This is a genomic window from Erwinia sp. TECH1 (assembly GCF_054057575.1).
In genome coordinates, this window is record NZ_JBSRZK010000001.1 from 2,900,435 (window position 1) to 2,913,065 (window position 12,631).

General features: G+C 54.3%; 10 protein-coding genes. 1 reads left to right on the plus strand and 9 read right to left on the minus strand.

Translation table 11 applies throughout. The features are described 5' to 3' along the window. Positions 1 to 541 precede the first annotated feature (541 nt). On the plus strand, positions 542 to 4,111 hold the full coding sequence (locus ACVWZ0_RS13680; RefSeq protein ID WP_253460562.1) for a M12 family metallo-peptidase: 3,570 nt from the start codon (positions 542 to 544) through the stop codon (positions 4,109 to 4,111). Positions 4,112 to 4,252: 141 nt separating this feature from the next. Here ACVWZ0_RS13680 and phoH read toward each other — a convergent pair whose 3' ends face one another. From phoH to putP, 9 genes are all read right to left on the minus strand, one after another. Continuing rightward, positions 4,253 to 5,041 (minus strand): phosphate starvation-inducible protein PhoH, encoded by a 789-nt coding sequence (gene phoH, locus ACVWZ0_RS13685; protein WP_125290939.1) that lies wholly within the window; start codon positions 5,039 to 5,041, stop codon positions 4,253 to 4,255. A 549-nt stretch (positions 5,042 to 5,590) separates the two neighbouring features. After that, positions 5,591 to 6,868 (minus strand): iron uptake transporter deferrochelatase/peroxidase subunit, encoded by a 1,278-nt coding sequence (gene efeB / locus ACVWZ0_RS13690; protein ID WP_253460559.1) that lies wholly within the window; start codon positions 6,866 to 6,868, stop codon positions 5,591 to 5,593. Between the two features lie 3 nt (positions 6,869 to 6,871). Then, the gene (gene efeO / locus ACVWZ0_RS13695) at positions 6,872 to 7,987 is read right to left on the minus strand and encodes an iron uptake system protein EfeO (RefSeq protein ID WP_370734244.1); all 1,116 of its coding nucleotides are present in this window, start codon (positions 7,985 to 7,987) and stop codon (positions 6,872 to 6,874) included. Positions 7,988 to 8,020: 33 nt separating this feature from the next. After that, positions 8,021 to 8,848 (minus strand): iron uptake transporter permease EfeU, encoded by an 828-nt coding sequence (gene efeU, locus ACVWZ0_RS13700; protein ID WP_253460556.1) that lies wholly within the window; start codon positions 8,846 to 8,848, stop codon positions 8,021 to 8,023. 255 nt (positions 8,849 to 9,103) lie between these two features. Next, positions 9,104 to 9,460 (minus strand): type II toxin-antitoxin system HicB family antitoxin, encoded by a 357-nt coding sequence (locus ACVWZ0_RS13705; protein ID WP_253460553.1) that lies wholly within the window; start codon positions 9,458 to 9,460, stop codon positions 9,104 to 9,106. Beyond that, positions 9,457 to 9,720 carry a type II toxin-antitoxin system HicA family toxin gene (locus ACVWZ0_RS13710; protein WP_125290934.1) on the minus strand — a complete coding sequence of 88 codons (264 nt, stop codon included), beginning with the start codon at positions 9,718 to 9,720 and terminating at the stop codon, positions 9,457 to 9,459. The genes ACVWZ0_RS13705 and ACVWZ0_RS13710 overlap by 4 nt, the downstream gene beginning before the upstream one ends. Positions 9,721 to 10,165: 445 nt before the next feature. Then, positions 10,166 to 10,546, minus strand: coding sequence for an HVO_A0114 family putative DNA-binding protein (locus ACVWZ0_RS13715; RefSeq protein WP_253460550.1), 381 nt, complete (start codon positions 10,544 to 10,546; stop codon positions 10,166 to 10,168). Between the two features lie 12 nt (positions 10,547 to 10,558). Continuing rightward, complete coding sequence (locus tag ACVWZ0_RS13720; protein WP_255416553.1) at positions 10,559 to 10,690, minus strand: hypothetical protein; 132 nt, start codon at positions 10,688 to 10,690, stop codon at positions 10,559 to 10,561. 148 nt (positions 10,691 to 10,838) lie between these two features. After that, positions 10,839 to 12,323, minus strand: a complete 1,485-nt coding sequence (putP, locus tag ACVWZ0_RS13725) for a sodium/proline symporter PutP (RefSeq protein WP_253460546.1) — start codon at positions 12,321 to 12,323, stop codon at positions 10,839 to 10,841. Positions 12,324 to 12,631: the final 308 nt, after the last annotated feature.

A 12,631-nucleotide genomic window follows, 5' to 3' on the forward strand; every position in this document is an offset into this window, starting at 1 on the left:
AAATCCAACAGGCTATATAATAAAAGTCGCGGCGGAGTTTTCCGCCCGGTATCTTTATTTTAAAAACAGCAGACCTGATACAAAATATTAACTCGATTTTTACCCGGCAAATTCTGCCATCCGCATGTCAATTTTTAACCTTGAAGAAATACGCCACCTGTAACACTATAAAACAGTCATCTTAATAGTTTAAATTTAAATTCCGCTGACCATAAGATAACCCGGAAATATTCTGACGTACTATCATGGTAATTTTCAGCTGACAATAAATAACGACCACCTTATAAAGGTTCTAACCGACTAATAAATAAGACCATCCGTATATAAAGCCAATAATAACCCCTTTGACTAATAGCAGGAAAACATGAAGCGAATTTTATCGCACCTTGTCAGGTGCATCACTCTTATATTATTTATGTGCGGCAGCGCCTCGCATGCAGCAGTGCTTAAGCTTGCTGTCTTACATAACACCAACGAAAAATCGATTGTATCGCACAACCGTTATTTACGTAATTTATCCGCCTCCCCCATTACGGAAAAAATGGCGCTGCTTAAGAGTACGGACAATATCCCCCCGCAGGATATTGACAGCGTCAGCCTGACGCTGCCGGATGGCGGGCATGTCACTTTTCAACGCTGGTCTGAAAAGAAAGACGAAGACGGCAGCCTCACCTGGACAGGTGAAATTGCCGCCCCTATTACCAACCGGTTATCCAACGGCAATCCCGATCCGGAAAATACGGCGATCCTGATTATCAAACAGGGCAAAATCTATGGTTCGCTAACGTTCAAAGGTGACACCTTTCAGATCCTGCCGCTGGCTCAGGAAAAAAATTCACTGGTTATTATTAAAGTGGATGCAAATAAAGTCGCTGAAAAAGAAAAGCATGACGAGGTCTTCAGCGCCCCGGAAAACAGGGTTAACTGCCCGGCACCGGGAAATTATGAGGATCCGGCCCCTTCGCAACAGGTGGTTATCCGGGTGGGTCTGGTGACCACCAATCAGTCCCGTGCGGCTTTCTCTTCATTAGATTTTGATGCGCTGGCCAAACTTGCTTTTGAAAAAGTAAATCAGGGTGCCTTAAACAGTAACGTTCGCATCACTTTTGTTAACGCTGGCGTACTGAATCCTGATTACAACGAGAAAAGTACCCAGAGCCAAATGCTGCGAGATATGAATGGCGAATTGCGCAACGCTATCCTTGCCTTCAGACAACAGCACGAGGCCGATCTGGTAGTTCTGTTGGCAGTTCGTAGAGATCTCAACGGCATAGCCTGGGTCAATGCGACCAGAGAAAGCGCTCATGCCGTAGTCAACTATCTTGCCTTCACCGAAACCAATACGTTTGCCCATGAAATGGGTCACAATATCGGGCTGCAACACGACAGAGCCCAGAATGGCGGTAACCCTTATGGTTCCCCTTGCTATCAACATGGCTACCGGCGTCTGGGCACAGGGATGGACAGATGGCGCACCATCATGGCCTACAACTGCTCCCCTAACTGTAGCCAGGTCAATATGTTTTCCAACCCGCGCGTTCTCTTCCGCAATACGCCTACCGGAACTGCACAGTATGAGGACAACGCTCGTCGGCTCAATGAACGGCGTGGAATGATCTCAAGGTTTTACAGCAACGTAACGCCGAAAGCCGTGGTGCCGGGTAATTTCAGCATCCTTTCGCGTAGCAATACTACGTTAATCCGCGAGCTGGACGGCAGATCCAGTGACGGTTACGGCCACGTCTGGAAAGTATTAAGCGACGGCCCCATGGGCTTGCAGGAAGTCCCTTCTGGTCCTGTCGTCAGAGAAATCCACAACGTCGCGAACGTCAGAGCCGCCTTCCCTGCCAACTCTTCCGGCCAGGCTGTTTATGAACTGACGGTGCATGGCTCCAACGGCCGGGTGGATAAAAAAATTGTTACCGTTACCGTTACCGCTCCACGTGCGCAAATTCAGGGTGCGGCCAGCGTTAAACAGGGCGATACCGTTACCCTGAACGGTCAGGTAAACTTTACCGCTACCCGCTGGCAGTGGCGCCTGATAAACGGCAGCCAGACGATTGCTCAAAGTACATCGCGCCAGTTTACTCTGAATACACGGGGCTATGCGCCTGGGAAATATGCGGTCGAGCTGGAAGCGACCAGCGCAGACGGTATGCATACCGGCAGAAGCACCCATGTGTTAGAGATCACCTCTACCACACCAGTCGTGAAGCCGGTTGCCGTAGTACCTGACGATTTCAGCCTTATCTCCCGTTCCACCACCGCCGCCATCCACCAGCTGGACGGCAGCAGGAGCACAGGTAAAAGTTTTGTCTGGCGGGTGACCAGCGACGGCCCTTCCGGCCTGCAGGAAGTGGCGTCAGGCCCGATCGTAAGAGAAGTACAGGGTGCCGTGGCCCGCGCCGCTTTTCCTCGCAATACCTCAGGCATCGTCACCTATGAGCTGACGGCAACCGGTTCAGACGGCTCGGTGGATAAAAAAACCGTGACCGTCACCGTAACTGCGCCGCACGCGCAGATCCAGGGCCCGGCCAGCGTTAAGCAGGGCGACAGCGTAACGCTGACAGGCCAGGACAACTTTACCGCCACACACTGGCAGTGGAGCCTGAAGCAGGGTGAAAAAACCGTGGCGCAAAGCAATGCGCGCGAGTTTGTCCTTGCGACAAATAACCATGCCGCCGGTCACTATCAGGTGGTGCTTGAAGCCACCAGCGCAGACGGCCTGCGTACGGCAACCAGCACCCATGCTTTAGAGATTATCGCTCCCGAGCCTGCCGTTGTGCCGGTAGCCGTGGTGCCTGAAGACTTCAGCTTCGTATCTCGTTCTACTACCGCCACCATCCATATACTGGACGGCAGCGGAAGTACCGGGAAAAGTTTTGTCTGGCGGGTGACCAGCGACGGCGCTGCCGGTTTGCAGGAAGTGGCGTCAGGGCCGATCGTAAAAGAAGTACAGGGTGCCGTGGCCCGCGCCGCTTTTCCCCGCAACACCTCAGGCATCGTCACCTATGAGCTGACGGCAACCGGTTCAGACGGCTCGGTGGATAAAAAAACCGTGACCGTCACCGTGACTGCGCCGCACGCGCAGATCCAGGGCCCGGCCAGCGTTAAGCATGGCGACAGCGTAACGCTGACAGGCCAGGACAACTTTACCGCCACGCACTGGCAGTGGAGCCTGAAGCAGGGTGAAGAAACCGTGGCGCAGAGCAATGCGCGCGAGTTTGTGCTGGCAACAAATAACCATGCCGCCGGTCACTACCAGGTGGTGCTTGAAGCCACCAGTGCAGACGGCCTGCGTACGGCAACCAGCACCCATGCTTTAGAGATTATCGCTCCCGAGCCTGTCGTTGTGCCGGTAGCCGTGGTGCCTGAAGACTTCAGCCTCGTGTCCCGCTCCACAACCGCCACTATTCACCAGCTTGACGGCAGCAGCAGCACCGGTAAAGGCTTTATCTGGCGGGTAACCAGCGACGGCCCTTCCGGCCTGCAGGAAGTGGCGTCAGGCCCGATCGTGAGAGAAGTGCACCAGCAGAAGATAGTCAGGGCCGCTTTCCCTCGTAATGCCTCAGGAAAAGTGACCTATGAGCTTCTGGCTACCGGTACAGGCGGCGTTGTGGACAGAAAAACCGTCACCGTAACCGTGAGCGCCCCGCACGCGCAGATCCAAGGCGCGGCCAGCGTTAAACAAGGTGAAAGCATCACGTTAACGAGCCAGAGCAACTTTACCGCCAGCCACTGGCAGTGGAGCCTGAAGCAGAACGGCAAAACGCTGGCGCAGAGCACGGCGCGCGAGTTTACAATCGCGGCGCAAAATTATGCAGGCGGTCATTACCTGGTCGACCTGGAAGCAGCCAGCGCGGACGGAACGCGTACAGCCATCAGCACTCATGCTCTGGAAATTATTTCCGTTACGCCGCCGCCGGCACCGCCAGTCTATCCGGCCTATGTGGAAGGCACAGCCTATAAAGCAGGCGAACGGGTAAGCGCAGCGGGCGGCATCTATGCCTGTAAATCGGCACCTTACACCGGCTGGTGTGCGGGCGCGGCCTGGGCCTATGCGCCGGGCACGGGCCTGCACTGGCAGCAAGCCTGGGATAAGGTGGAGTAAGGCATGATACTCAGGCGTTTTTCGCCCGGGAAATTCCTCTGAAAAGGGAAAAACCGGCCTCGCAGGAGGCCGGTTTTTTATTATCAAAATGAGCGGTTAATTAACTGCGTTGTCTTCAGACGATATTTACATGCACCCGTTTTAGCCGTAGGCCATCAGCGTATGCTGGCACAGCTCCGAGCGCACGCAGTCTTGTTTACCAAAACGCACCACCCCAATCATCTCGTCCTCTTTAAAGCGGGCCAGCGCGTCGCTAAGGCCGGACTGAACATGCGATGGCAAATCACATTGCGTGATATCGCCATTGACGATGACGGTGACGTTTTCCCCGAGGCGGGTCAGAAACATTTTCATCTGGGCGGCGGTGACGTTTTGCGCCTCATCAAGGATCACCACGGCGTTTTCAAAGGTACGTCCGCGCATATAGGCGAAAGGCGCAATCTCCACCTTGCCGATTTCGGGACGCAGGCAGTACTGCATAAAGGAAGAACCAAGACGTTTAACCAGAACGTCATAGACGGGTCGAAAATAAGGAGCGAACTTTTCTGCGATATTACCGGGTAAAAAGCCCAGATCTTCATCTGCCTGTAGTACCGGCCTGGTGACGATGATCCTGTCGACATCCTTATTGATCAGGGCTTCGGCCGCTTTGGCGGCGCTAATCCAGGTTTTTCCGCAGCCCGCTTCGCCGGTAGCGAAAATCAGCTGTTTACTCTCTATGGCTTTAAGATAGTGCGCCTGAGCTTCATTACGGGCCTCAATGGGCGAATGGTCGCGGGTATCGCGCGCCATGCCGATTGCGTCCAGCCCACCCATCTGCACCAGCGAGGTGACCGATTCTTCTTCACGCTGACGATGACTGCGTGAATCGCTACGAAGCACGCGCTTGGCTTCACGACGAGCTTTGATCACTGCTTTCTGTCTTCCCATAGTGGCACCTTACAGTTGGTTTCATTTCCCGCACCTGGAACGGCAGTGCGATTACGTGAACGCTTTAGAGGTTTTGCTGGCTTCCTTGTAAGCCTTGTCTGGCCGTAGAAATGGTACGCGGAGTGACGATGCCGGGCACCGGAGGGTGTTAATAAACTGGCTGAAATGGCAAAGGGAAGAGGAAGTCATTGGGGCGATAAAGCCCTCGCGCCGGGAAGCTGTCACGCTATTTGTCTGACGCTTATGTCCGTAAAAGGACTTGTCCATTCGCGATCTCCGTGTTGCACACTGGAAACAACTGACGCCTGATAATTAAATTTCAACAGATTCCTGGAATAATGCAACATTAATTTTACCTGGCGGCAAGCGAAAAGTACCAAATAAGCGAACGCGTACGCGGCAGGTTAATTAGGATCCTAACAGGATCAAAGAGATAACAATTTATTTTATGCTGAGTGCGGTAATCTGAAATGTTTAACAGCCGGCTGAACACCTCTGGTTAAAAAACAACCTCCCGCACGAGGCGCGGGCGGGAGGCTGAAGAAAGGCTCAGGCCTGAAGTAAAGCCTGCCCGAGATAATGTTTTTCGTCAATGACGCCAGGCAGCACAAAGAAATATCCGCCGCCGACGGGTTTGATATATTCCTCCAGCGCCTCGCCGTTGAGTCTTTTTTGTACGGTAAGAAAACCCTTTTCCAGGTCGTGCTGATAGCAGACAAATAACAGGCCCATCTCCAGCTGACCGGCATTGGATACGCCCAGCGAGTAGCTGTAGCCACGGCGGAGCATCAGGCTGTCCTGCGTTTGTGACGTGCGCGGGTTAGCCAGGCGAATATGCGCGTCTAACGGCGTAACGAGGCCATCGGGATCGCTGGCATAGTCCGGTACATCATGTTCGTGCGTCATTCCCAGCGGCGCGCCGCTCTGCTTCACCCGGCCAAAGATCGTTTCCTGCTCGCGCAGCGGCGTTCTGTCCCAAAACTCTACGTGGAACTGAATGATGCGCGCAGCCTGATAGCTGCCGCCGATCGCCCAGGCAGGTTCATCCTGTTCCGCCGTGACCCACAGGATTTTATCCATCATCGCCGCGTCGGCCGTATCGGGATTGGCCGTGCCGTCCTTAAAGCCCAACAGATTGACTGGCGTCTCCCTGCCCTGACTGCGCGCTGCATGATCGGAGATAAAGCCTTCCCGCCGCCAGCGCACGCTCAGCAAATCCGGCGAATGCTTGATGATATCGCGCAGCGCGTGGATCACCGTATCGTTGGTATTGGCGCAGATTTGCAGCAGCAGATCGCCGTGGCACAGCCCGGCATCCAGCGCATCATTGGGAAAGCGCGTCATGGTTTGCAGCCTGCGCGGCTTTTGCGCCTGCAATCCGTAGCGATCGTCAAACAAGGCGCGGCCGACCGATACCGTAATGGTCAGATTATCCGGGTAGATATGACCGCCCAGAATGCCGGAATCCATCGGCGGCAGACGCGGATTAACCGTTTGCGGCGCTTCTCCTCCCCTGGTCAGAAAAGCGATACGGTCGGTCAGCAAACGAAATAACCGCTCCAGATCGGCCTTGTCCGTTGCCAGTACGTCAAAAGCCACCAGCATCATCGACGCCTGCTGTGGCGTGACGATCCCCGCCTGGTGCGGCCCGTAAAAAGGCTGTCTCTGCTGGCGGGCATTGGGCGACAGCGCGCCGGGCGAAAAGGCCGCCGGCGCGCCATGCGCCGGACAGCCTCCTGCTAACGCCAGCGCGCCGCCAAGGAGGCCCATCCCCTTCAGCAGACGGCGGCGTGAAGGCTGAGCCGCCTCGTCATCAGCTTGCTTCATAACTTAATCCAGCCCCAGCGTTCCGCGCAGCAGAGCGAGATCTTCCGCCAGCGCCGTGATCGGGCCTTTCATCGCAGTGCGATCGGCATCGGTAAGCTTGTCATAGGAGGCAAAGCCGTCGCCGCTGCGGTATTTCTTCAGGATAGCGTCTACCTTTCTGAAATTACGGTCGATTTTTGCCAGCAGCGCCGGATCGGCCTGTTGCAGCATCGGACGCAGCAAATTCACGATCTTCTGCGCGCCATCAACGTTGGCCTGAAAATCCCACAAATCGGTGCGGCTGTAGCGGTCTTCTTCGCCGGAGATTTTGCTGGAAGCCACTTCTTCAATCAGACCGGCCGCGCCGCCGACCACTTTACCCGGTGGAAATGCCAGTTCGCTGACCCGCTTTTGCAGCGCCTGCACGTCTGCATAAAGCCTGTCGGCATAGGTTTCCACACCTTTGGTCGAGCCGTCGCCCCACAGCGCTTTTTCCAGACGATGGAAGCCGGTGAACTTAGGATCGGCGGCTTTCTGCTCATAATCATCTTCGCGAGCGTCAATGCTGCCGTCCAGATCGGAGAACAGTTCCGCTATCGGTTCGATACGCTCATAGTGAGCGCGCGTCGGCGCATAGAGGGCTTTCGCCTTATCGATATCGCCCGCTTTTACCGCCCCGGTAAAGGCTTGCGTGCTGGTAACCAGCGCGGCGACTTCCTGCATCACGTAAGCTTTGTAGTCGGTAACAGGGCCGGTCAGCTGCATCAGCGTTGGCTGCGCGCCTGCTGCATCCTCTGCGCCCTGCACAATCAGCTTACCTTTGGGATTGCTCAACAGGCCGCAGGTCATCTCATACTCGCCCGGTTGCAGACTGGCCGTCAGCTTTTGCGTGAAGCCCGGCGCGATATTTTCGCGCTCCTCCACTACCATCACCCCTTTCAGGATCTCCCACTCCAGCCCTTTCTGGCTGTGGTTCTGGATCACAAACTGCGTTTTACCGGCTTTAACGGTAACGCTCATCGGCTCGCACTGTTTGTCGTTAACGACAATTTTTACCTGCGGCACGTCGGCAGCCTGCACGGCAGAAAAGCTGGCCAGTAACGCCGCCGCCAGCGGTAACATTGAAAAACCACGAATCATGATAAATCCCTTAAATAAGAAAGCGGAAAAGCGTTAAAGACGGACTGCCGTCGTTGGCGGGCGTCCGGGCAGGAAAAACAGGATCAGCGCAGGAATGAGATAGCAGAACCAGACCACCACTTCACTGACGCTGGGCGCTTCCTGATAGCCGAAAAGGCCTTCCAGCAGCGTGCCCATCAGCGTGCTGGTGGAGAGCACCTCGCTGAAATCGAACGCCTGGCTCTGGAAGGCATTCCATAGTCCGGCCTCATGGAAAGCACGGATGGCGCCAGCCGCCAGGCCCGCCGCGACCAGCAGAATAAACAGGCTGGTCCAACGGAAGAAGAGCGCCATATTCAGCCGCACGCCGCCCCAGTAGATCAGCATACCCAGCACGATAGCGGTAGCGAGGCCCAGGATGGCGCCGACCGGCGGCGCAATGCCCACGTCCTGCTGGAAAGCCGCCAGCAGGAAGAACACGGACTCCAGCCCTTCCCGCGCGACGGCCAGGAAGACCATAAAAATCAGCGCCCAGCCGCCGCCTTTGCCGCGCTGCAGCGCGTTATCCACCGCGCCTTCCAGCTGCGCTTTAATATTGCGCGAGACTTTGCGCATCCAGAACACCATCCAGGTCAGAATGCAGACGGCCACCACCGCCACCATGCCCTCGAACAGCTCCTGCTCTCTTTGCGGGAATTCGCCGGTGGTTTCATTAATCACATAGCCCAGCACCAGGCAGAGCGCGGCGGCGATGAAGACGCCAAGCCACATTGCGCCGAACCACTCGCTGCGCTGCGTGCGCTGTAAATAGCTGGCAATCAGGCTGACGATCAGCGCGGCTTCCAGTCCTTCGCGTAACATAATCAGGAACGGCACAAACATAGGCACCTTCAGACATATAAGGCGTTTTCACGCGGGTAAAGAAGTGTAAATCTAAACGATACCGATTATCATTATCGCCGGAAGAAATACAAGAGGCTGGACGGTTATTTTCATCGGGCGTGGCAAGGGATTAAAGGAAAATGCGCTATCAAAGGGCGTCGGAAACTTCCCTACCTGTTTATTTCTGTACCCGAAGACTATCCGAAAGGAAAGGAGCTGGTTTTGGCAGAAAGCCCCGCCTGGACGGGGCTTTTATTATGCGTGTCTGATTCGCTCTTCCAGCGTTTCAATGATGAAAGTATTTACTGACATATCGTTTTCAGCTGCCACATGACTTAATTTTTCAGCAAGCGTCTCGTTATAGCGTAAAGTAAATGTCTTCGTTTTTTCCTGTCGGGCATAAGGATCTATCCCCTCTTCCCGACAATCTTTCAGATATTCCTTTAAGGAAATTTCGCCTTCTCTCCGCAGCCCTTCTACGCTGTCAGCAACAAAATCACAATAACCACTGAGCCCCAGGAATTTGCCGCGAAACGCGTTCAGTTCAGGTACGAAGCTGACAACAACCGGCTGCCCGGCTATCTCATATTTGTTGGGTTTTGCTTTGCTCATGGTTCAATCCCTATACTTTCTAACCATTCTTTAACGCTGTTAACTGCGCCTTTGTCGGTATCAGGGGCAGGATGTGGGCGGTGGAATCTTGCGATACTGCCATTGAGTTTGAATCGGCACCGGGATCCGCTACCTTCGGTAACTTCACCACCTAAAGCCCGGATAAGCGACTCGATTTCTGCCCACTTAATGTTGGCAGGAACAGGCAGCGCAAAAATTTTAGTCAGTATGAGTTTATGCTTCTTCCTTAATGCAACCATAGCTTTATCCCTGCCATAGCTTCACTCTATGAAGTCATTTTATTAACCCTGGTTTTCGAAGTCAATTTATGAAGTCATCGAGAAGATTATTTGTAATCACGTTATTGGCCGATGACGACAGACAGTTTGGGGCTCAATCACCAACTAAAACCAATTGTCCGATCGCCTGTCTGGACGTTCGTCCGGCCCCGAAACTGATGCGTGCCGCATGTCAGGACGTTCGCCTCCCATTGATGCGTAACACGTTTATTGCAACGGCTCAGCCAGCGTATCGTCCCAGGGCCCAGGCGGTGCGCTCAGATCCGCCTTATCGCCACTGGTAGCAACTCACGTCCCGTTTTTATTCCTGTTGCGGTTTGTTTGCCGTGGGGACAGTAATTGCCACGAATCGAACAGCAGAAAATTTAAGATAACCAAATATGCGCGCCGTTGTACCGGGGCCAACTCAGGCAGCGTCGCTGGCTTTTTTGGCCGGGAAATGTGCGGTGTGGATAACGAACTCGGTGTAAAGCGCCACCGGTTTCATACAGTTTTTCCCTTTTACTTTTTTCACGAAGCCGTGTTTTTCCAGCGTCGACAGCGTGGCGGAAAGATTGCTCACCGCCCGCCCGGCCAGCCGGGCCAGCTGAGAGATGCTTTCCGGTTTCTCCCGATCCATCATATCCAGCAGCGCCAGATTTTCAGGGCTTAAAATCTGCGCTACCGCGTTTAGCGAGGAGAACCAGATTTTGGGTTCGTTTTCTTCAGGAAAGTACTCATTGCTGACAATCGCCATGACCCGCTGGCGAAACTCATTTTCTGGCATTACGCCGATCAGTGCTTTCATCATCATCCCTTTTTATCTGGTTGCTTCAGCCACGATTTTATCTACCGCGGTGAAAAAATGATCCATAATTTCATACCAGTAGCCGCAGGCATAAATATAGCGGGTGCCGTGCAGGCTCAGCAGGGTCGCTAATCCATAATCCATTTAACTCATCCTTGATTTATGAGCGGTTCATAACCTTATCGCAAGAGGATGACAAGCCATGATGGCTTTATGCCGTCCTCCCTGACCAGGTTTTCCGTTCTTAAAAAAAAGGCCCGCCGAAGCGAGCCTGTCGTAGTTATCAGCGTGATTAACGCGAATGGAACTCGGCTTCGGCTGCCTCAAATCGTTTTACGGCCGCAGTGGAAGGCTTGCTGCCCACCAGGCTGAACAGCACGATGGCGATGCTGGCAAACAGGAAGCCCGGAATAATTTCATACAGATCCAGCCAGGCGTACTGTTTCCAGATCAGCACGGTAGCCGCGCCTACGATAATCCCGGCCAGCGCGCCGTTACGGGTCATACGCTTCCACACCAGCGAGAAGATCACTACAGGCCCGAACGCCGCACCAAAGCCGGCCCAGGCGTAGCTTACCAGCCCCAGTACGCGGTTGTTCGGATCGGAAGCCAGCGCGATAGCTACGACCGCCACCAGCAACACCATCAGACGCCCTACCCATACCAGCTCACGTTGGCTGGCACCTTTACGCAGGAAGTTTTTATAGAGATCTTCCGTCAGCGCGCTGGAGCAAACCAGCAGCTGGCAGCTCAGCGTCGACATCACCGCCGCCAGGATAGCAGAAAGCAGGATACCGGCGATCCACGGATTAAACAGAATACGAGCCAGCTCGATAAAAATACGTTCGCTGTTGTCGGTGACGCCTGTTGCCTGCTCGGGATGGTTCTGGAAGTAGGCGATACCAAAGAAGCCGACCGCTACCGCACCGCCCAGGCACAGGATCATCCACGTCATGCCGATACGGCGCGCGCTGCGGATAGAATGGTGCGAATCCGCCGCCATAAAACGCGCCAGGATATGCGGCTGACCAAAGTAGCCCAGTCCCCAGCCGAGCAGCGAGATCACCGCGACAAAGTTCAGGTTTTTCAGCATATCCATATTTTCAATGCTCTTCGCCTGGATAACCGCCAGGGAATCGCTCAGGCCGCCTACTGCAATAATAACCATCACCGGCGTCAGGATCAGAGCGAAGATCATCAGGCTCGCCTGCACGGTATCGGTCCAGCTTACGGCCAGAAAACCGCCGACAAAGGTATAGATAATAGTGGCGGCTGCGCCAGCCCACAGCGCCGTTTCGTAGCTCATGCCGAAGGTGCTTTCAAACAGGCGGGCGCCGGCTACGATGCCGGAAGCGCAATAGATAGTGAAGAAAACCAGGATGACGACCGCAGAGATAACGCGCAGGATTTTGCTTCTGTCTTCAAAACGGCTGGCGAAAAAATCGGGCAGCGTCAGCGCATTATCATGGTGTTCAGTCTGCACGCGCAGGCGTCCGGCGACGATTTTCCAGTTAAGGTAAGCGCCCAGCGTCAGGCCGATAGCAATCCAGCTTTCGGAGATGCCGGAGATGAAAATGGCGCCCGGCAGGCCCATCAGCAGCCAGCCGCTCATATCAGATGCACCGGCGGAAAGCGCGGTGACCACGCTGCCCAGACTGCGTCCTCCCAGGATATAGTCATCAAAATTTTTGGTTGAGCGCCAGGCCAAAAAGCCGATAAACACCATGCCAAGAATGTAAACGCAAAAGGTCACCATCATAGGTGTGCTTACTGTCATTCAGGTTCTCCACTTATTATTGTTAATGCGCAACCCTGCCCCGCCGCCGGAACGTTGCGGCGCCACTTTTAACCACCCAGGGCGGGGTATCCTGCCGCAAAGCACTGACGGGCACAATACTCGCCAATGGTTTAACACAATCGTTACATTAATTTCACCTTGCATCTGGAAAGAAGATTCGACAGGTTGCACTGGATCACAGTGTCACCGGTTACACCTCTCAAAAAACCTTTTCAGAACCCAGTTTTACTGCAATCTGTAAAGCTGGCCGGATTTTTGCAGCAATATCCATGCCGCTTTTTAAAAAA

What these genes read in the sequence shown, in the direction of transcription:
- ACVWZ0_RS13680 (WP_253460562.1), top strand. Translation starts at nt 542, where the DNA reads ATGGCGCTGCTTAAGAGTACGGACAATATCCCCCCGCAGGATATTGAC.
- phoH (WP_125290939.1), bottom strand. Translation starts at nt 5,041, where the DNA reads ATGGGAAGACAGAAAGCAGTGATCAAAGCTCGTCGTGAAGCCAAGCGC.
- efeB (WP_253460559.1), bottom strand. Translation starts at nt 6,868, where the DNA reads ATGAAGCAAGCTGATGACGAGGCGGCTCAGCCTTCACGCCGCCGTCTG.
- efeO (WP_370734244.1), bottom strand. Translation starts at nt 7,987, where the DNA reads ATGATTCGTGGTTTTTCAATGTTACCGCTGGCGGCGGCGTTACTGGCC.
- efeU (WP_253460556.1), bottom strand. Translation starts at nt 8,848, where the DNA reads ATGTTTGTGCCGTTCCTGATTATGTTACGCGAAGGACTGGAAGCCGCG.
- ACVWZ0_RS13705 (WP_253460553.1), bottom strand. Translation starts at nt 9,460, where the DNA reads ATGAGCAAAGCAAAACCCAACAAATATGAGATAGCCGGGCAGCCGGTT.
- ACVWZ0_RS13710 (WP_125290934.1), bottom strand. Translation starts at nt 9,720, where the DNA reads ATGGTTGCATTAAGGAAGAAGCATAAACTCATACTGACTAAAATTTTT.
- ACVWZ0_RS13715 (WP_253460550.1), bottom strand. Translation starts at nt 10,546, where the DNA reads ATGAAAGCACTGATCGGCGTAATGCCAGAAAATGAGTTTCGCCAGCGG.
- ACVWZ0_RS13720 (WP_255416553.1), bottom strand. Translation starts at nt 10,690, where the DNA reads ATGGATTATGGATTAGCGACCCTGCTGAGCCTGCACGGCACCCGCTAT.
- putP (WP_253460546.1), bottom strand. Translation starts at nt 12,323, where the DNA reads ATGACAGTAAGCACACCTATGATGGTGACCTTTTGCGTTTACATTCTT.